At 70.7% G+C, this 17,831-nt stretch carries 19 protein-coding genes and 1 tRNA gene; 8 read left to right on the top strand and 12 right to left on the bottom strand.

What is annotated here, in order from left to right; genetic code table 11:
• Positions 1 to 14: 14 nt before the first annotated feature.
• On the bottom strand, positions 15 to 1,136 hold the full coding sequence (serC, locus tag G7071_RS02160; protein WP_166314325.1) for a phosphoserine transaminase: 1,122 nt from the start codon (positions 1,134 to 1,136) through the stop codon (positions 15 to 17).
• Between the two features lie 56 nt (positions 1,137 to 1,192).
• On the opposite strand from serC, the gene G7071_RS02155 reads away from it, so the two are divergent.
• Together G7071_RS02155 and G7071_RS02150 are read left to right on the top strand one after the other, a co-directional pair.
• Positions 1,193 to 1,711 (top strand): GNAT family N-acetyltransferase, encoded by a 519-nt coding sequence (locus G7071_RS02155; protein WP_246210315.1) that lies wholly within the window; start codon positions 1,193 to 1,195, stop codon positions 1,709 to 1,711.
• A gap of 87 nt (positions 1,712 to 1,798) precedes the next feature.
• Positions 1,799 to 2,377, top strand: a complete 579-nt coding sequence (locus tag G7071_RS02150) for a VldE C-terminal domain-containing protein (protein WP_166314319.1) — start codon at positions 1,799 to 1,801, stop codon at positions 2,375 to 2,377.
• Between the two features lie 66 nt (positions 2,378 to 2,443).
• Here G7071_RS02150 and G7071_RS02145 read toward each other — a convergent pair whose 3' ends face one another.
• Entirely contained in the window at positions 2,444 to 3,550 is a 1,107-nt protein-coding gene (locus G7071_RS02145) for a citrate synthase 2 (protein ID WP_166314316.1), read from the bottom strand.
• 139 nt (positions 3,551 to 3,689) lie between these two features.
• Between G7071_RS02145 and pdxH the strand changes: the two genes are divergently transcribed.
• From pdxH to G7071_RS02130, 3 genes are all read left to right on the top strand, one after another.
• Positions 3,690 to 4,358 (top strand): pyridoxamine 5'-phosphate oxidase, encoded by a 669-nt coding sequence (gene pdxH / locus G7071_RS02140; RefSeq protein ID WP_206062883.1) that lies wholly within the window; start codon positions 3,690 to 3,692, stop codon positions 4,356 to 4,358.
• Positions 4,359 to 4,699: 341 nt separating this feature from the next.
• Complete coding sequence (locus G7071_RS02135) at positions 4,700 to 6,301, top strand: MDR family MFS transporter (protein ID WP_246210314.1); 1,602 nt, start codon at positions 4,700 to 4,702, stop codon at positions 6,299 to 6,301.
• On the top strand, positions 6,298 to 6,738 hold the full coding sequence (locus G7071_RS02130) for a MarR family winged helix-turn-helix transcriptional regulator (RefSeq protein WP_166314313.1): 441 nt from the start codon (positions 6,298 to 6,300) through the stop codon (positions 6,736 to 6,738). Before G7071_RS02135 ends, G7071_RS02130 begins: the two co-directional genes overlap by 4 nt.
• 10 nt (positions 6,739 to 6,748) lie before the next feature.
• Here G7071_RS02130 and G7071_RS02125 read toward each other — a convergent pair whose 3' ends face one another.
• Both G7071_RS02125 and G7071_RS02120 read right to left on the bottom strand, forming a co-directional pair.
• On the bottom strand, positions 6,749 to 8,332 hold the full coding sequence (locus G7071_RS02125; RefSeq protein ID WP_206062882.1) for an alpha-amylase family glycosyl hydrolase: 1,584 nt from the start codon (positions 8,330 to 8,332) through the stop codon (positions 6,749 to 6,751).
• A 1-nt stretch (position 8,333) separates the two neighbouring features.
• Positions 8,334 to 9,095: a hotdog family protein gene (locus G7071_RS02120; RefSeq protein WP_166314310.1), complete on the bottom strand. Its 762-nt coding sequence runs from the start codon at positions 9,093 to 9,095 to the stop codon at positions 8,334 to 8,336.
• 81 nt (positions 9,096 to 9,176) lie between these two features.
• Here G7071_RS02120 and G7071_RS02115 point away from each other — a divergent pair, with 81 nt between their 5' ends.
• Complete coding sequence (locus G7071_RS02115) at positions 9,177 to 9,863, top strand: iron-dependent transcriptional repressor DtxR (RefSeq protein WP_166320881.1); 687 nt, start codon at positions 9,177 to 9,179, stop codon at positions 9,861 to 9,863.
• Here the strand turns inward: G7071_RS02115 and G7071_RS02110 are convergent.
• The 3 genes from G7071_RS02110 to G7071_RS02100 are packed head-to-tail and all read right to left on the bottom strand — an operon-like array spanning position 9,839 to position 12,819.
• Positions 9,839 to 10,672 (bottom strand): Sir2 family NAD-dependent protein deacetylase, encoded by an 834-nt coding sequence (locus G7071_RS02110; RefSeq protein WP_166314307.1) that lies wholly within the window; start codon positions 10,670 to 10,672, stop codon positions 9,839 to 9,841. The two genes, G7071_RS02115 and G7071_RS02110, sit on opposite strands and share 25 nt — an antisense overlap.
• Positions 10,669 to 10,938 (bottom strand): DUF2277 domain-containing protein, encoded by a 270-nt coding sequence (locus G7071_RS02105; protein ID WP_166314304.1) that lies wholly within the window; start codon positions 10,936 to 10,938, stop codon positions 10,669 to 10,671. Before G7071_RS02105 ends, G7071_RS02110 begins: the two co-directional genes overlap by 4 nt.
• Before the next feature lie 21 nt (positions 10,939 to 10,959).
• Entirely contained in the window at positions 10,960 to 12,819 is a 1,860-nt protein-coding gene (locus tag G7071_RS02100) for a beta-propeller domain-containing protein (RefSeq protein WP_166314301.1), read from the bottom strand.
• 52 nt (positions 12,820 to 12,871) lie between these two features.
• Here G7071_RS02100 and G7071_RS02095 point away from each other — a divergent pair, with 52 nt between their 5' ends.
• Positions 12,872 to 14,026 (top strand): saccharopine dehydrogenase family protein, encoded by a 1,155-nt coding sequence (locus G7071_RS02095; protein ID WP_166314298.1) that lies wholly within the window; start codon positions 12,872 to 12,874, stop codon positions 14,024 to 14,026.
• A gap of 23 nt (positions 14,027 to 14,049) precedes the next feature.
• On the opposite strand, the gene G7071_RS02090 is transcribed toward G7071_RS02095, so the two are convergent.
• Both G7071_RS02090 and G7071_RS02085 read right to left on the bottom strand, forming a co-directional pair.
• Positions 14,050 to 14,125 (bottom strand) — tRNA-Arg (locus tag G7071_RS02090).
• Between the two features lie 97 nt (positions 14,126 to 14,222).
• Complete coding sequence (locus G7071_RS02085; RefSeq protein ID WP_166314295.1) at positions 14,223 to 14,582, bottom strand: hypothetical protein; 360 nt, start codon at positions 14,580 to 14,582, stop codon at positions 14,223 to 14,225.
• 105 nt (positions 14,583 to 14,687) lie between these two features.
• On the opposite strand from G7071_RS02085, the gene G7071_RS02080 reads away from it, so the two are divergent.
• Complete coding sequence (locus tag G7071_RS02080) at positions 14,688 to 15,320, top strand: DUF305 domain-containing protein (protein WP_166314292.1); 633 nt, start codon at positions 14,688 to 14,690, stop codon at positions 15,318 to 15,320.
• Between the two features lie 79 nt (positions 15,321 to 15,399).
• Here G7071_RS02080 and G7071_RS02075 read toward each other — a convergent pair whose 3' ends face one another.
• From G7071_RS02075 to G7071_RS19550, 3 genes are all read right to left on the bottom strand, one after another.
• A complete protein-coding gene (locus G7071_RS02075) occupies positions 15,400 to 16,080 on the bottom strand; it encodes a hypothetical protein (RefSeq protein WP_166314289.1) in 681 nt (226 codons plus the stop codon).
• A gap of 89 nt (positions 16,081 to 16,169) precedes the next feature.
• Positions 16,170 to 16,886 carry a sulfatase-like hydrolase/transferase gene (locus tag G7071_RS19555; RefSeq protein ID WP_343043527.1) on the bottom strand — a complete coding sequence of 239 codons (717 nt, stop codon included), beginning with the start codon at positions 16,884 to 16,886 and terminating at the stop codon, positions 16,170 to 16,172.
• A 41-nt stretch (positions 16,887 to 16,927) separates the two neighbouring features.
• Positions 16,928 to 17,695, bottom strand: coding sequence for a sulfatase-like hydrolase/transferase (locus tag G7071_RS19550; protein ID WP_166314286.1), 768 nt, complete (start codon positions 17,693 to 17,695; stop codon positions 16,928 to 16,930).
• Positions 17,696 to 17,831 lie beyond the last annotated feature (136 nt).

Raw genomic sequence — 17,831 nt, 5'->3', positions numbered from 1 at the left:
GCGGGGGTGGGGCCTCAGAGCTTGTCGACCACGAAGTCGATGGCCCGCGTGAGCGTCTCGATGTCGCTGGGGTCGACGGCGGGATACATCGCGATGCGGAGCTGGTTGCGGCCGAGCTTGCGGTAGGGCTCGGTGTCGACGATCCCGTTGGCGCGCAGCACCTTCGCGATCTCGGCGGCGTCGATGGCGTCGTCGAAGTCGATGGTGCCGATCACGAGCGAGCGCATTCCGGCGTCGGCGACGTAGGGGGTGGTGTAGTCGGTCGACTCGGCCCAGCCGTAGAGCGCGTCGCTCGAGGCAGTGGTGCGTTCGACCATGCCGGCGAGCCCGCCCTGGGAGTTCATCCAGTCGAGCTGTTCGGCCATCAGGAAGAGCGTCGCGACCGAGGGGGTGTTGTAGGTCTGGTTCTTCGCCGAGTTGTCGATCGCGGTCGGCAGGTCGAAGAAGGCCGGGATGTGGCGGTCGGCGCCGGCGATCTCCTCGGCGCGGGCCAGGGCCTTCGGCGACATCAGCGCGATCCACAGGCCGCCGTCGGAGGCGAAGCACTTCTGTGGCGCGAAGTAGTAGGCGTCGACCTGGGTGAGGTCGACGGGCAGCCCACCGGCGCCCGAGGTGGCGTCGACGAGCACGAGCGCGTCCTCGGCCGCACCGGTCGGGCGCAGCACCGGGGCCATGACGGCGGTGGACGTCTCGTTGTGGGCCCACGCATAGGCGTCGACGCCCTCCTCGGCGACCGGCTCGGGACGTGAGCCGGGCTCGCTCTTGAGCACGCTCGGGTCGGCCAGCCACGGGGCGTCGGACGCGGCCTTGGCGAACTTGGACGAGAACTCGCCGAAGGCCAGGTGCTGGCTCTTCTCGCGGATCAGGCCGAAGGTGGCGATGTCCCAGAAGGCGGTGGCCCCGCCGTTGCCGAGGACGACCTCATAGCCCTCGGGCAGGTCGAAGAGCGCAGCCAGACCCTCCCTGACCCGACCGACCGTGTCCTTCACCGGCGCCTGGCGGTGGGAGGTGCCCATCAGCGAGGCACCTGTCGCGGCGAGTGCGTCGAGGTGGCTGGTCTGGATCTTCGAGGGGCCCGCGCCGAAGCGGCCGTCGGCCGGCAGGAGCTCAGCGGGGATCTTGATTGCGTCGGCCATCGTGTGGTGCCTTCCGGGAGTCAGTGTGCATGGACGTCCCTGACTACGCTGTCAGCGTGCCTAGCCTCTCATCAGCCGCGGCGGATGTCGCATCGGGTCCGCGGCTGGAGATCCGCCAGGTGCCGATCACGCACCCGTCGGCACAGCTGCTGATCGAGCAGGTGCAGGAGGAATATGTCGTCCGCTACGGCGGGCGCGACGAGTCGCCGATCGACCCCGACGAGTTCGTCGAACCCCGCGGCGCGTTCTTCCTCGCCCAGGTCGACGGGCAGCCGGTGGCCACGGGAGCCTGGCGCCGTCGTGACGGTGTCCCCGAGGCGCAGGGGAGGCCGGCGGCGGAGATCAAGCGGATGTATGTCGTGCCGTCGATGCAACGCCGTGGCGTCGCCCGTGCGGTCCTCGCCCACCTCGAGGCCACCGCCAGGGACGCCGGGGTCGAGGTGATGGTCCTGGAGACCGGCAGCGCCCAGCCCGAGGCCATCGCCCTCTATGTCTCCTCCGGCTACGAGCCGATCGCCGGCTTCGGGCACTACCGCCACTCACCGGTCAATCGGTGCTTCGCGAAGTGGTTCTGACGGCGCGTCCACCCGACACGCCGATGTTGCGGCGGTTTTTTTCTCGTTCTCGTCCGTCGTCCCACTGGCACCTCTAGTGTCCTGCGCGTGCGCAAGGGACTGGTGGCTGTGGTGCTCGCGGCGCTCACGTCCGCCCTGCTCGCGGTGCCCGCGGAGGCGGGCTATGTCTTGCCCGTGGACTCCTACGCGACGTACCAGCCCCAGAAGAAGTGTGCGAAGAAGGCGAAGCCGGGCACGGTCGCGCTCGCTGAGTGGCTCGCGGCGCGGGGTGGTGCGTATGGCGGGACCGTCCGCTCGTGCGGCAGCGGCGGGGCGTCGGAGCACAAGGACGGGCGCGCGTTCGACTGGATGCTCGACGCCACCGATCCCGACGACGACGCGGTGGCCCAGGCCTTCATCGTCGAGGCGTTCGCCGACGACGAGCTCGGCGACACCGATGTCCTCGCGCGCCGCATGGGCATCATGTATGTCATCTGGGACGACAAGATGTATGCCGCGTGGGACGGCTTCGAGCCGGAGAACTACCTCAGCTCGGGCTGCCGCACACGCCGCAAGTGCTCACCGACCCTGCGTCACCGCGACCACATGCACATCTCGCTCAGCAAGGCCGGCGCCAAGGCCAGGACGAGCTGGTACGTCGAGCAGCCTGCGCCCGTCGTCGGCTGAACGCAGGACAGCGGCGCCCGACGCCGCTGGAGGCGCCTGACACCGCTGTCCGGTGGAAGCTGTGGGCTACTTGGCCCAGGCGTCGTTCCAGCCCTCGACATCGTTGGCCGGCCGCGCGGACGGGCCGGTGTAGATGGCCGAGGGTCGGATGAGCCGGCCGGTGCGCTTCTGCTCGAGGATGTGCGCCGACCAGCCGCCGGTGCGGGCACAGGTGAACATCGCCGTGAACATGTTGGCCGGCACCTCGGCGAAGTCGAGGACGATCGCGGCCCAGAACTCGACGTTGGTCTCGAGCACCCGGTCGGGGCGACGGTCGCGCAGCTCGGCGAGCGCAGCCTGCTCGAGCCGCTCGGCGACCTCGTAGCGGGGCGCGTTGAGCTCCTTGGCGGTCCGCCGGAGCACGCGGGCGCGGGGGTCCTCGGCGCGATAGACGCGGTGGCCGAAGCCCATCAGCCGCTCGCCGGAGTCGAGGAGCTCCTTGACGTAGGACGCGGCGTCGCCGTCGCGCTTCTCGACCTCTTCGATCATCGTCAGCACGCGAGCCGGAGCCCCGCCGTGCAGCGGTCCGCTCATCGCGCCGATGGCGCCCGAGAACGCTGCCGCCACGTCTGCGCCGGTCGAGGTGATGACCCGCGCCGTGAACGTCGAGGCGTTCATGCCGTGCTCGGCGGCCGAGCTCCAGTAGGCGTCGATCGCCTGGACGTGCTTGGGGTCGGCCTCGCCCTTCCAGCGGATGAGGAACTTCTCCGCCAGGGTGCCGCCGGCGTCGACGACCTTCTGCGGGACGACGGGGCGCTCGAGGCCGCGGGCCGACTGCGCGGCATACGACAACACCATGACGGCGACGCGGGCGAGGTCCTCGCGGGCCTGCTCGTCGCTGATGTCATAGGACTGGCCGAAGCCGAAGGCCGGTGCGAGCATCGCGACTGCGGCCTGGACGTCGACGCGGACGTCGCCGGTGTGGACCGGGAGGTTGTAGGGCTCGGCGGCGGGCAGGCCGGGGGTGTAGGAGCCGTCGATCAGCAAGCCCCAGATGTTCTCGAACGGGACGCGGCCGACGATGTCCTCGATGTCGACACCGCGGTAGCGCAGTGCCGAGCCTTCCTTGTCCGGCTCCGCGATCTCGGTTTCGAAGGCGACGACGCCTTCGAGTCCGTGGTGGACCTCAGTCATGCGGCAGACGCTCCTTTGCGTACGACGTGGCCCGCCGAAGGGAAATCACTCGCGAGCGGACTCATTGTGCACCGCTGTGACGCACAGATCACCACCGAGTCCCTACCCCTGCCTCCGCGGCGACGTCTAGGGTGCGGCCATGACCAACGCGGAGGAGCCGGTCGACCCCCCGATCGATCTGGCGGCGTTGCGCGCCGAGTATGCCGATGTGGGGCTCGACGAAGCAGACCTCGCCCCCGATCCGGAGCAGATGTTCCGGCGCTGGATGCACGATGCGCTGGCCGCCAGGGTGCACGAGCCCAACGCCATGGTCCTGAGCACGGTCGGCCTCGATGGCCGGCCGGCCTCACGCATGGTGCTGCTCAAGGGGATGGACGCGCGCGGCTTCGTCCTCTTCACCAACCACACCTCGCGCAAGGGTCGAGAGCTGCTGGCCGAGCCGCGCTGCAGCCTGCTCTTCCCCTGGCACCCGCTCGAGCGTCAGGTGCGCATCGAGGGCGAGGCGCAGGTGCTCGAGCGCGACGAGGTCGAGGCCTATCACCGCTCCCGACCTCGCGGGGCCCAGCTGGGCGCCTGGGCCAGCAGGCAGTCCCAGCCGGTGTCCTCGCGGGCCGAGCTCGCCGCGCTCTATGCCGCGATGGCCGAGCGCTTCGAGGGCCGCGAGATCCCCGTGCCCGACCACTGGGGCGGCTATCGGGTGGTGCCGTCGATGGTGGAGTTCTGGCAGGGGCGCCCCGGGCGCATGCACGACCGCCTGGCCTACGTCCGCGACGGCGACGCCTGGCTCGTGCAACGGCTCGCTCCCTGAGGCGCAAAAAGGCGTTGAGTCGCCTCCGGCTGCGGCGTACCGTTGCCGTACACGGAAAGGAGGTGGTCCGAGAAATGAAGTCTTTTCGGATGAGTGAGGTGGCTGCCCGCTAGGCAGCAACCGGCCGGCCGTCGCTCGACGGTCGCATCGCCGACGCAGTGCCGGCGAATCCACAGCAGTCACCCGACCCGCAGGCCCCCGGAGTCATCCCCCGGGACCGCTCCCGTGAGCGGTAGGCCTGCGGGTCGTCTGCGTGATCGAGGGCACGTCGTCGCGGGCGGGACAGGTGGGCCGTCCTCGGATAAGGTTGTCGTTCGCAACCAATCGTCGGAACGAGTCACGTGTCGCACGCCCCCGCCCCGGCCGAGCAGGCCGCCCAGATGACCCATCGCGAAGTGATGGAGGCCCTCAGCGGCCTGCTGCTCGCGATGTTCGTCGCCATGCTCTCGAGCACGATCGTCTCCAACGCGCTGCCGGCGATCGTGCCCGACCTCGGGGGCAGCCAGACCGGCTACACGTGGGTGGTCGTGGCGACCCTGCTCACGATGACCGCGACGACCCCGATCTGGGGCAAGCTCGCCGACCAGTTCTCCAAGAAGATGCTCGTGCAGAGCGCGCTGGTCATCTTCTCGATCGGCTCGGTCATGGCCGGCCTCGCCCCGTCGATGGAGGTGCTCATCGGCGCCCGGGCGATCCAGGGCCTCGGCGTCGGAGGCCTGACGGCGCTCGTCCAGGTCGTCATCGCCAGCATGGTGTCGCCGCGTGAGCGCGGTCGCTACAGCGGCTACATCGGCGCCGTCTTCGCCGCCGCCACGGTCAGCGGACCGCTCATCGGTGGCCTGCTCGTGGACACCGTGGGGTGGCGCTGGTGCTTCTTCGCCGGCCTGCCCGTCGCGGTGCTCGCCTTCGTCGTGCTGCAGAAGACGCTGCACCTGCCGGTCGTGAAGCGCGAGGTCCACATCGACTACCTCGGCGCGACCCTGCTCATGGGCGGCGTCTCGCTGCTGCTGGTGTGGGTCTCGCTCGCGGGCAACCAGTTCGAGTGGACGTCGACGACCAGTGGGGTGCTGGTGCTCGCCGCCGTCGTGGTGACCGCCGCCGCGGTGTACGTCGAGGCGCGGGTCGCCAAGGACCCGGTCATCCCGCTCCGGCTCTTCCGCGACCGCACGACCACCCTCGCCACGGCGGCGTCGGTGCTCATCGGCTTCGCGATGTTCGGGGCCACGGTCTATCTCGCGCAGTACTTCCAGCTCGCGCGCGGGATGTCCCCGACGCTCGCCGGCCTGATGTCGATCTGCATGGTCGGCGGGCTGTTGGTCTCGAGCATCATCTCGGGACGGCTCATCACCCGGACCGGTCGGTGGAAGAACTTCCTGATCGGCGGCATGGTCTTCGTCATCGTCGGCCTCGCGCTGCTGGCCACGATCGACGACACCACCCCCCTCGTCGTGGTCGGCGTCTACATGGCGATCCTCGGCCTGGGTCTCGGCGCGACGATGCAGAACACCGTCCTGGCCGTGCAGAACAGCGTCGCTGCCGCCGACCTCGGAGCCGGCTCGAGCGTCGTCGCGTTCTTCCGCTCCGTCGGCGGCTCGGTCGGTGTCTCGGCGCTCGGAGCCGCCCTGAGCCACCAGGTCAGCGACCAGACACGCAGCGGCCTGGCTGCTCTCGTCGAGGCCGGCAGGGTCTCGAGGCAGACCTTGGTCGAGCTCGGCGTCGACGCGCACTCGATCCCCGACCTGGACACGCTCCCGGCTCCGGTGCGGACCGTCTTCGAGCACGCCTTCGGCGAGGCCACGGGTCACATCTTCTTGATCTCGGTGCCGTTCGCCGTACTCTCCCTGGTCCTGCTGCTGTTCATCGAGGAGAAGCCGATGCGCGAGAGCGTCCTGAGCGACGAGGAGATCGCCGCGGCCGCAGCGGGAGCGACGGCGAAGCCATGAGCAGCGACCGCGAGAGCATCATCCTCGACCTCGAGCACGAGGTCGCGGTGCTGGTCCGTCGCCTCAAGCGGATCATCTCCGAGCGTGCGCGGATGATCCACGAGGACCTGACCCCCACCGGCTACCTGGTGCTCGCCCATCTGGTCGAGAAGGGACCGATGCGTCCCTCGACCGTCGTCGACGCCTTCGACCTCGACAAGGGGGCGGTCAGCCGGCACGTCCAGACCCTCGTCGACCACGGGCTCGCGACCAAGGAGCGCGATCCCGACGACGGGCGCGCCTGGGTCGTCTCTGTCACCGAGGAGGCCCGACACCGGTTGAACGAGGTGGCGGCGTCGCGGCGGGCCCGCCTGGGCCGGCTCCTCGAGGACTGGTCCGACGACGAGCTCGGTGCCTTCGTCGCGACCCTCGGTCGCTACAACGCGACGCTGGACTGAGCGAGGCGGGTCAGCCGCGCAGCCACACGGTCGTGTCGGGCGGCAGGTCGCCGTCGACAGGTCCGCTCGCGATGACGACCTCGCCGTCGGGCAGGGCACAGGCCGTGTCGCCCGCGTTGAGGACGACGGTGACGTCGCCGCGCCGGAAGGCCAGCACGTCGGGGCCGGCGTCGAGCATCTCGACGTCTGCCCCGGCGCCGGCCAGCTCGGCCCGACGCGCGGCCAGCGCTGATCGATAGAACTCCAGGGTCGAGCCGGGTGTGCCCCGCTGGGCGGCCACGGTCAGGTCGGCCCAGTCGAGCGGCTGCGGGAGCCACGGTTGTCCGCTCCCCGGTCCGAAGTCGTATGGCGGCGCACCGCCCGCCCAGGGCATCGGCACCCGGCAGCCGTCGCGGAACTTGCCTCCGCCGCGGTGCCACGTCGGGTCCTGCCGGTGCTCGGGCGCCACCTCGACCTCCTCGAGCCCGAGCTCCTCGCCCTGGTAGATGTAGGAGGCGCCGGGCAGGGCGAGCATGGCCAGCGTCGCGGCCCGGGCTCGGGCGAGACCGGTCGTGCCCCCGCCATAGCGGGTGACGTGGCGGATCACGTCGTGGTTGGACAGCACCCAAGTGGGGGTCGAGTCGACGGGTCGGACGGCCGCGATCGTGTCGGTGATGACCTGGGCGAAGGCGGCGGCCGACCAGTCGGCCAGCAGCCAGGCGAAGTTGAACGCCTGGTCGAGCTCGTCGGGACGGATGAAGCGCGCCAGCGACTCCGGCGTCTGGGTCCAGGCCTCGGCGACGGCCATGCGGTCCGGTCCGTGCTCGTCGAGCACCTTGGCCCAGCGGCGATAGACGTCGTGGACCTCGGGCTGGTCCCACATCGGCTCGTCGTCGAGCGTGCGCTCCACCATGGCCCGGGTCTCGCCCGCAGGGGCGCGCTCGGGGACCACCTGGTCGCGCAGCGACTCCTCCTTGAACAGTCCGTGCGCCACGTCGACCCGGAAGCCGTCGACGCCCCGGTCGAGCCAGAAGCGCAGGACGCCCTCGAACATGTCGCCGACCTCCGGGTTGCGCCAGTCGAAGTCGGGCTGGGTCGAGTCGAAGAGGTTGAGGTACCACTGGTCGGTCTCCCCGACGCGGGTCCAGGCCGGTCCGCCGAACACCGACTCCCAGTTGTTCGGAGGCTGCTCACCGCCCTGGCGGCCGGTGCGGAAGAGATAGCGCGCCCGCTCGGGGGAGCCCGGCTCGGCGGCGAGGGCCGCCCGGAACCACGGGTGCTCCGAGGAGGAGTGGTTGGGCACGAGGTCGACGATCACACGCAGGCCGAGCTCGCGGGCACGGGCGAGCAGCGCATCGGCGTCGGCGAGGTCGCCGAAGAGCGGGTCGACGTCGCAGTAGTCGGCGACGTCGTAGCCGTGGTCGTGCTGCGGGGAGGTGTAGAAGGGCGTGATCCAGACCGCGTCCACCCCCAGCCACTTCAGGTGGGGGAGCCGCTCGGTGATCCCCGCCAGGTCGCCGACCCCGTCGCCGTCGGCGTCGCCGAAGGACCGGACGTAGACCTCGTAGATGACCGCGTCGCGCCACCAGCGGTGGTCGTCCGTCGTCGAGACCACCTCAGGCACCGAACGCGGCCGGGTCGATGGCGAACCACACGTGCTCGGCGCTGGCGACCACGCGGTGGTCGGAGTCGTAGAGCGTGGCAGCGGTGAAGGTCTTGCGGCCCTCGACCTGGATCTCGGCGCCCACGACGACGTGCTCCTCGCCGATCACCGGGAGGGTGTCGACGCGGGCCGTGATCCGTCCCAGCACCATCGGTCGTCCGATCAGGTCGCTGGCCCAGCCGCCGACGCAGTCGATCGCCGCCCAGGTCGCGGCGACCGAGGCGTGGGCGGTCGCGTCGACATACGTGTGCCAGTCCTCGGCCAGGCTCGGGTGGGGACGCCAGGTCGCGGCGACCCGCCCGTCGCCGACGGGCCCGGGGAAGATCCGCAACCCGTCGCCCTCCTCGCGGTCGGGGCCGCACGAGAAGCAGTTGGGGAACGGGTGGGAGACGTGTCCGGCGTATGCCGACTCGGCGGCCCTCGCCTCGTCCGGACCGACCGGGTCGACGTCGCTGATCGTGTGCTCGACGACCCGCCCGGTGGCGATGACCGCTCCGCCGAAGGTGGCGGTGGTGACCCCGTCGGACTCCTCCAGCAGGAGCGGGGTGTCCAGGGGCGGCGGCTGCCGGAGGGTGACCTCGATCGCCGGCCAGCCGTCGATGCGGTTGTCGGGGCACTCGGCGACCAGGTGGGTGGCCAGCTCGCCTGAGGTCCACCCGCCGTTGCCGGAGCCGGTCGGTCCGTTGAAGCGTCCGGGGACGATGATCTCGTTCACGCGTGACCACTGTGCCTGAGACCCGGGTGCCGTGCCAGTCCGGGGGCGGGTCGTGTCGGGGTCATGAGCGACAATGGCCCGGTGAGCGACCTGATCGACACCACCGAGATGTATCTCCGCACGATCTATGAGCTCGTGGAGGAGGACATCGTCCCGCTGCGGGCGCGGATCGCCGAGCGCCTGCACCAGAGCGGACCCACGGTGTCGCAGACGGTGGCGCGGATGGAGCGCGACGGTCTCCTCACCGTCCAGGGCGACCGGCACCTCGAGCTCACCGACGAGGGCCAGCGCCTGGCCACCCGGGTGATGCGCAAGCACCGGCTGGCCGAGCGACTGCTCACCGACGTCATCGGGCTCGACTGGGAGCTGGTGCACGCCGAGGCGTGCCGCTGGGAGCACGTCATGTCCGAGACGGTCGAGCGGCGCCTGGTCGAGCTGCTCGGCCACCCCACCGAGTCGCCCTACGGCAACCCCATCCCGGGTCTCGACGAGCTGGGGGAGTTCGAGGTCGGCGAGGACTTCATGGACGGCGTCGAGCCGCTGTCCGCCGTCGCAGGTCCGGCCGAGTCACGCGTGCTGGTGCGGCGCATCTCCGAGGAGATGCAGAAGGACGAACAGCTGATGAGCGCCCTTCGTCGGGTCGGAGCGCTGCCTGACAAGACGATCACGGTCGCCACCACCGAGGAGGGGATCCTGATCGGCTCTGGCGGGGAGACCGCCGAGGTGTTCGCCGAGGCGACCGATCACATCTTCGTGCGGCGGCTCTGAGCCAGCTCGTCGAGGAACTCGCTGGTCCCCGTCTCGAGCTTGTGGGTGGCCAGCTCGTCACCGCGAGTCGCGCCGCGGTTGACGATCACGACCGGGGTGCCCGACCTGGCCGCCCGCTTGACGAAGCGCAGGCCGCTCATCACCGTCAGTGAGGAGCCCGCCACCAGCAGTGCTCCGTCCTCACCGAGGGCGTCGACCGCGTCGTAGCACTGCTGCACGCGCTCGGCCGGGACGTTCTCCCCGAAGAAGACGACGTCGGGCTTGAGCGACCCGCCGCAGTCCTCGCACCCGGCGACCACGAAGTCGTGGGTCGCGTCGAGGTCGACGTCGCCGTCAGGTCGCATCGCCGAGTGCCCGTGCCGGGCCATCCAGTCGGCGTTGAGCCCGTCGAGACGGCGTTGCAGGGCCACCCGCGACGCCGTACGGCGACAGGCCAGACACACGACGTCGGCGACCCGGCCGTGCAGCGCGACGAGGCGCGGCGACCCGGCGGCCTCGTGGAGGCCGTCGACGTTCTGGGTGATCAGCAGCGAGGGGTCGATGCGAGCCAGCGCGTGGTGACCGGCGTTGGGAGCGGCCGCCCCCATCCGTGCCCAGCCGAGGTGGCTCCGCGCCCAGTAGCGCTGCTGCGCCTGCGCCCCGGAGACGAACTCCTGGAACGTCATCGGTGCGCGCACGGGGGCGCCCGGGCCGCGGTAGTCGGGGATGCCGGAGTCGGTGGACAGGCCCGCGCCGGTCAGCGCGACCAGCTCGCGGTCGGCGAGGAAGGCCACGACCTCGGCGCCGGGCGCCTCGACGGTGAGGCTCACGTGCCGTAGCGCAGCTGGGCCCTGGCCTTGGCCTTGGTCGCCTCCACCTCGCGGTTCTTGGGTGGCGCGGTGGTCACGAGGTCCGCGAGGAGGTGTTCGGTGACGTGGGCGATCTCGCGCACGGCGGCGTAGAAGACCTCTTCGTTGGCCTGGGACGGCTTGGTGGTGCCGGCGACCTTGCGGACGTATTGCAGGGCGGCGGCCGTGACCTCGTCGCCGGTCGCCGGCGGCTCGAAGTTGTTGAGCGGGCGGATGTTGCGGCACATGCCGACGAGATTACGCCGGGATCAGACGTCGAAGAAGGACACCGCGTCACCGGTCACCAGCACGACCCGCCCGTCGGCCAGCGGCACCAGCCGGACCTGGGCCACCTCGTCGCCATACTCGACCTCGACCATGCGGTTGGACATCTTCCCGCCGGCCAGGGACAGCACCGAGACCCAGCCGGTGCGGCCGACCCAGCCCTTCGAGACGACGGTCAGGGCAGTGCGGCGATCGGGGAGCCAGGTGAACTGGCGGGGGTCGAGGCCGGCGTCGGCGGTGGTGCCCTTCGCGAACTTCACGACGTCGAGCTGCTGGGGGCTCGTCAGGTCGGTGACGTCGAACAGCGCCGCCTGGGCGCCCACGACCCCGCCGCGCCCGGTCGTGCTCTGACCGACGCCGATGAGTCGTCGCTCGCCCAGGGGGTGGAGGTATTCGCTGAAGCCGGGGATCTTGAGCTCGCCCAGCAGCTCCGGTGCCGCCGGGTCGGAGAGGTCGACCGCATAGAGCGGGTCGACCTGGCGGAATGTGACGACCAACGCGAGGTCGTCGAACCAGCGCACCGACTTGATCTCCTCGTTGACGCCGAGCTTGTCGACGCGGCCGACCTCCGTCAGGGTCGCGTCGCTCTCGCGCATCGTCACGACCGAGCTGAAGTTGCCGGTCCTCCTCGTGGGACCGAGGGCCAGGCGCAGTGCTCCGTCGGCGAAGTCCATCGACCACCGGTCCCGGACGATGCCGTCGACACTGCCGGCTGCGACGAAGGTCGTCTCGGTCCCGTCGAGGGCGAAGGCGAACAGCTCGGTGCTGCCGTCGTCGGTGCCGGGGCCGCAGACGTCGATGCAGTCGATCGTCGGGCTGCCCCACCAGCCGAAGGAGGAGGCGCTGGTCGTGAGATAGAGGCGGTCGGTGGAGAAATAGGTCGTCGCGGCGCTGGTCGCGACAGCGCTGGCGGACCGGTCGAGGAGCGCGGGCTCGAGGGTCAGCACGGTGGTCGTGCCCAGTGTGGTCTCCACCTGTGGCAGGGCGACCGCGGCACAGTCGACGGCGAGCTCCCCGCCCGAGGTCGGCAGCCAGTCGGCGAGCGTCGTGCCGCGGACGAGCTGCTGGTTGAAGCTGAGGGCGCCGTTCTCGGTGAGCCGGCCATGGGGATGGCGGAAGTCCAGGTCGGGGAGACCGCTGTCGAGGACGACCCGGACGACGCCGCCGTGAAGCCGCGCGGCACTGAGGGTGCCGGAGAAGTCGACCTGCTCGACGACCTGCGGGGCGGCCGGGTCGGCGACGTCGACGACCACTACCCGTGCCCCGGTGGGCCGGTGCCGGCTGCCCAGGTTTCCGACCACGACCGCCCGGTCCCCGCTGAGGAGGACCTCGGCGTCGTGCAGGTCGACCAGGCCAAGGGTCGAGAGCAGCGCCGGGACTTCGCCACCCACGTCGTAGGCCCGCATGGCGTCGTCCGAGATCCGGAGGAGGAGGTCGCCGGCCACCTTCACGACGTCGGGCTCGTCGACACCGATCTCCTGGACGTTGGTACCGGTCTCGCTGCTGTTCGAGCGCACGGTGCTGGGGAGTCCTGGAGACCCGGTGGCGCGTTCGGCAGCCATCGTGGCGCCGCCCGTGGTGTCCAGGGTGTAGATCGGGCCGCCGCCCCAGCCGTAGGCCGTGACGAGGTCGAGCCCGCGCTCGACATACGACCCGAGCAGGGCGTCGCAGTCCTGCGCCGGCCGCAACGATGCGTTGCTCACGGCGACGCGGTCGGTCGCGACTGACCGGGACGCGGGGGCGGCGAGGCGATCGTCGTCCTCCAGGGTGGCCCCGACGGCCACCCCGCCGCCAGCAGCGACGACGGCCACGGTGGCGCTCGCAAGCGCGGTTCGGATCCTCACTCCCTTGAGACGACGCGGGCCCTGGTGTGGTTCCGCCTGTGAGGATGGGGGCATGCCTGATCGCGATCTCGACATCGTCCTGTTCGGAGCCACCGGGTTCACCGGTGAGCTCACGGCCGCCTACCTGGCCCGGAACGCCCCGGCCGACCTGCGCTGGGCGCTGGCCGGACGCAACCTGGCCAAGCTCGAGGCGGTGCGGGAACGGCTCGGCCTGCCCGACCTCGAGCTGCTGCAGGCCGACTCGACCGACCCCGTCTCGCTGTCCGACGTCGCGCGCCGGGCGCGGGTCGTGATCAGCACCGTCGGTCCCTACCTGCAGTACGGCGACGCGCTGGTCGGCGCCTGCGCGGAGAGCGGAACCGACTACGTCGACCTGACGGGCGAGTCGGAGTTCGTGGACCGGATGTATCTGAAGCACCACCAGACGGCGGTCGAGTCGGGCGCGCGGCTCGTCCACGCCTGCGGCTTCGACTCGATCCCGCACGACCTCGGCGCCCTGTGGACCGTCATGCAGCTGCCGGACGACCAGCCGATCACGCTGCGTGGCGTCGTTCGCAGCGGAGGCACCGCCTCGGGCGGGACGCTCCACTCCGCCCTGGGCCAGATGGCCCGCGCGCGGCAGATGAAGCAGGCCTACTCCGCCCGGCGGCGCGCCGAGGGCAAGCCCGCCGACGGGCGCTCGTCGAGGTCGGTCGCCGGCAAGCCGCACCGCGACTCGGTGCGGGGCTACTGGCTGCTCCCGCTGCCCACGATTGACCCGATCGTCGTGGCGCGGAGCGGGGCGGCGCTGTCGACGTACGGCCCGAAGTTCCGCTACTCCCACTACGCCGGCACCAAGACCCTGCGCTATGCCGCCGGCGGTGCCGTCGGCGTCACCGCCCTGGCTGCAGCTGCCCAGGTCGGCCCGCTGCGCAAGCTCCTGCTCAGCAAGATCCCAGCCGGCCAGGGTCCGTCGGAGAGCCGGCGGGCGAAGTCGTGGTTCACGGTCGACTTCGTCGGCGAGGTCGCCGGTCAGACCGTCCACACCCGCGTCAGCGGCGGCGACCCGGGCTACACCGAGACCGCGATGATGCTGGCCGAGTCGGCGCTGTGCCTGGTGCTCGACGACAACCCGGCGACCTCGGGACAGGTCACGACCGCCCAGGCGATGGGCGAGAACCTGATCGAGCGGGTGCAGAAGGGCGGCCTCACGTTCGAGATCCGCTGAGATGCGGTGTGTGCAGGACGTGCTGGTGCCCCAGGCAAGAGTCGAACTTGCGACCTTTCGCTTAGGAGGCGGCTGCTCTATCCACTGAGCTACTGGGGCGAGCCAGGGGCGCGTCGTGTCGAGACGCTCCCCGCGGCGGGCGTCATTTTGTCAGCAGACGGCGCCGGTGGCGAATGCGCCCCCGACGTGTTGACGTTCAGCGGCAGAACGCGTGGACCTTGAACCCGAGGACCGGCTTGTTGAAGGTGTGCTCCAGCGCCACGTGCACGGTCCACCCGTCGCCATACGTCGGCCCGTCGTGACCGGGCCACGTGACCACCGCGTGGCCCGGGTGCGTCCCCCTGACGTCGGCGGGAGCGGTCGACCTCCAGCAGTCGTGGGCGGCGATCAGGTCCTTCGCGCTCCGTGGGTGACCCGACTGCTGCCGGATCTCGACCGCGTCCGGAGCCGAGTCGGTCGAGCGCGAGTCGTGGGTCGGCAGCACGGCCGTGGTGGCGGCGAACCCACCCACGAACAGGACCGGCAGGACGAGGCCCTGCACAAGGGCGCCTGTCAATGCCTTCCCTAGCGTCAAGGACTCGAGCTCGCGCACCATGTCAGGACAACGCGGGGGCCTGGAGGGGGTTACGTCCGAGCTCCGGCGGTGACGCATAGTTGACTCATGCGCAACCTCCTCGATGTCCGCGCGCTCGGCGCCGCCGCCCTCACCCTGGCCGTTGCGTATGGCGCAGTCGGCTGCGGGAGTGACGACGACCCGACGAGCACGGCCGCCGCCCCGTCGGCGACCGAGCACAACGACGCGGACGTGGCCTTCGCCTCCGACATGCTGCAGCACCACGCGCAGGCCCTGTCGATGGTCGACCTGACCCTGGACCGTCCCCTCGATCCCGAGGTCGTGGAGCTGGCCGAGCAGGTCCGCTCGGCCCAGGGGCCGGAGATCGAGACCTTCACCGACTGGCTCACCGAGTGGGGCGAGCCGATCCCCGAGACCATGCGCGACCACTCCAACGCGGGCCACGGCGGTCACGACGTCGGCGACTCGATGGAGGGGATGGACACGGACATGCCGGGCATGATGTCGGCCGAGGACATGACCGGCCTGCAGCAGGCCGAGGACGCCGACTTCCAGGCCATGTGGCTGGAGATGATGATCGAGCACCATGAGGGTGCCGTCGAGATGGCCGAGGCCCACACCGACGAGGGCCGCTACGCGCCGGCCATCGAGCTGGCCCGCGACATCGCCGAGGGACAGACCGCGGAGATCGCCGAGATGCAACGGCTGCTGGACTCCTGAAGCCACGGGTCTGGCAACGCACCCGGGCGGCCACCTGCATTCGCAGGTGACCGCCCCGGTGGAGGGACTTGCTCGAGGACTACTTGCGGAGGACTCCACACACGGCCGGGTCGGTCGCCTCGGCGGGCAGGCTCTTGTCGAGCTCGCTCTTGCCGGCGCTGTCGAAGTCGTAGGTGCCGTTGTTGTTGTAGTCGACGCCGTGGATCACGACGACGCCCTTGCCCTGGCGGATCGCGCGGGCGACGTTCTTGCCGGTCTTGATGGTGCGCTCGTAGCGCACGTGGCCGTTCTCGGCGGTCGGGTAGCGGTCGACGGCGAGCACGCTCTTGGCGCTGGTGTCGCCGTTGGTGGTCAGGGAGGCCCGGACCGGGCCGTAGGCGGGGACGCCCTCGACCGTGGTGAGGCGGACGTCACCGTTGGTGTCGTCGGCGACCGAGGGGCACTCGTTCCGGGCCGTGGCGCCGAAGTGGATGTGCTGGGCGTGGGGGAGGTTGGGGGCGAGGTTGTGCGCCTTGACGGTGACGTGCAGCCGGCGTCCCTTCGACTCCACGACGGACTTGCCCATGACGCCGGAGTTGTTCAGCGGGTTCAGGTCCGCCCGGACGGTGGATCCCTTGGCGGCTGAGGCCCCCGCGTTGGACGCGCTGGTGTCGGTGGCGTTCGCGGCGCTCAGGATGCCCGCGCCGCCGAGGGCTGCGGCTGCGACGAACGCGGTTCCGACGAGTACTGTCCGCTTGTTGCTCTTGGTCTTGGCCTGCATGTGAACCTCCGGGATCTGAGGGGGCAAGGTGCCTCCGGGGTGGGGTTCGTCGCCAGGTCGTCAGCGGATTGGTGATCCGTCCAGGAGTCTCAGCGGCCGGGGCGGGGCAGCGGTCCGAAGTCGCGGTTGCACTCGCTGCCAGCGCAGTCGGAGAGCACCTTCAGACGGCGCTCGAGCTCTCGGCGTACGCCGCGATAGCGCTGTGAGGTCAGGACGTTCCGGAGCTCGTGCGGGTCGCTGTGGTGGTCGTAGAGGAACCCGTCGTCGGGGGGGTTGTTGACCCGTCGACCATAGGCGTAGCGCTGGGTCAGCACCCCGCGGTAGGCCCATCCGGGGAACTCGGCGCGACGGTCCTTCGCACCGGTCTGGATCAGCATCGTGTCCCTGAAGCCGGGGGCGTCGGGGTTGCGCAGTGTCGGCGCGAAGGTCTCGCCGTCGGTGACCAGGGTGGGGGAGAGGCCCATCAGCTGCACCAGGGTCTGGGTCAGGTCGATCAGCGAGACGCTGCGCGACGACCGGGTGCCGGCCGGGATCCCCGGGCCGCGCACGACCAGCGGGATGTCGAGGGCCTCGTCGGTGAGGCGGTCCTTGCCGAGGTAGCGGTGCTCGCCGAGGGCCAAGCCGTTGTCGGAGGTGAAGACGATGTAGGTCTCGTCGAGCTCGCCCGCACGCTCCAGGGCGGTGACCGCGTTGGCGACCGCCTCGTCCACGGAGAGCAAGGAGCGGATGCGGGCGAGGTTGAGCCGCTTGAGGGCGCGCGGGGCCAGCCGGGCCCGGCCGCGGACGATCGACTCCTTGTCGCGCATGTCGGCCTCGTTGAAGGCCGGGTCCTTGAAGGCCTTGGGCGTCAGGCCCGCGTACGCCTTGGCATAGGCCGCCTCGGCCGGGGGACGCGGCCGCCGCGGTCACCGTCGCCGTCGCCCTTGGCGGAGCGCGGCATCCACATGTGCGGCGCGACGTGGTTGGCCAGGAGCAGGAACGGGCGGCGACCGGCCCACCTGTCGATGTTGGCGACGGCGCGCTCGTCGAGCCGGGAGGTGACGTTGTCGTCGGTGAAGGAGTCGCCGTCGAAGAACGTGAAGTCCTCGTAGTCGGTGGCCGGCTCGAGCAGGACGTCGAAGTCGGTCCAGCCCGGGTCGGCGTCCGCTGCGGAGTCGAACTTGTTGAGGTGCTTGCCGTGGATCGCGGTGGCGTAGCCGGCGTCCTCTGACCACGTCGCGAGGGTCGAGGCGGTGTCCAGGGCCTGCCAGCCGCCATACGGCCCGGAGTTGTGGTGGACGCCGTTGTTCTGCGCGTACTGACCGGTGAGCAGCGCCGCCCGGGCCGGGCAGCACAACGGGTGCGGCGACGTCGCTTCGGTGAAGGTCATGCCCTGCTTGACCAGCAGCCGGCGGACATGGGGCAGATAGCCGAGATCGTCCTTGCGCATGTCGTCGGTCAGGAACACCACGACGTTGGGCGCATCGCTGCGCACCGGGCTGCTCGTGGCGGTGTATGTCGCCTCGCCGGTCGACGGGCTCCACGAGTCGACCGCCTGGGCGCCGGCGGCGGCCGCCGATCCCACCGCGAGGATGCCGAGGGTCGCTGCCACGACCAGACGACGCGGCTTGGACATGTGGGACCTTTGACTGACCGGGGACGAGGAGCAGACACCATCTTGACCCATCAACCCGGAGGCGCGGAATTTGTCCCGGGCGCGGCTACGGTGACAATTTGGGAGATGCGCATAGGTTGCGGGCGTCGCCCCCAAG

The organism is Nocardioides piscis (genome assembly GCF_011300215.1).
GTDB lineage: Bacteria > Actinomycetota > Actinomycetes > Propionibacteriales > Nocardioidaceae > Nocardioides > Nocardioides piscis.
The sequence above is the reverse complement of the archived record's forward strand: the minus strand, read 5'-3'. Positions and strand labels throughout refer to the sequence as shown.

What these genes read in the sequence shown, in the direction of transcription:
- serC (WP_166314325.1), bottom strand. Translation starts at nt 1,136, where the DNA reads ATGGCCGACGCAATCAAGATCCCCGCTGAGCTCCTGCCGGCCGACGGC.
- G7071_RS02145 (WP_166314316.1), bottom strand. Translation starts at nt 3,550, where the DNA reads ATGACTGAGGTCCACCACGGACTCGAAGGCGTCGTCGCCTTCGAAACC.
- pdxH (WP_206062883.1), top strand. Translation starts at nt 3,690, where the DNA reads ATGACCAACGCGGAGGAGCCGGTCGACCCCCCGATCGATCTGGCGGCG.
- G7071_RS02130 (WP_166314313.1), top strand. Translation starts at nt 6,298, where the DNA reads ATGAGCAGCGACCGCGAGAGCATCATCCTCGACCTCGAGCACGAGGTC.
- G7071_RS02105 (WP_166314304.1), bottom strand. Translation starts at nt 10,938, where the DNA reads ATGTGCCGCAACATCCGCCCGCTCAACAACTTCGAGCCGCCGGCGACC.
- G7071_RS02095 (WP_166314298.1), top strand. Translation starts at nt 12,872, where the DNA reads ATGCCTGATCGCGATCTCGACATCGTCCTGTTCGGAGCCACCGGGTTC.
- G7071_RS02080 (WP_166314292.1), top strand. Translation starts at nt 14,688, where the DNA reads ATGCGCAACCTCCTCGATGTCCGCGCGCTCGGCGCCGCCGCCCTCACC.
- G7071_RS02075 (WP_166314289.1), bottom strand. Translation starts at nt 16,080, where the DNA reads ATGCAGGCCAAGACCAAGAGCAACAAGCGGACAGTACTCGTCGGAACC.
- G7071_RS19555 (WP_343043527.1), bottom strand. Translation starts at nt 16,886, where the DNA reads ATGCGCGACAAGGAGTCGATCGTCCGCGGCCGGGCCCGGCTGGCCCCG.
- G7071_RS19550 (WP_166314286.1), bottom strand. Translation starts at nt 17,695, where the DNA reads ATGTCCAAGCCGCGTCGTCTGGTCGTGGCAGCGACCCTCGGCATCCTC.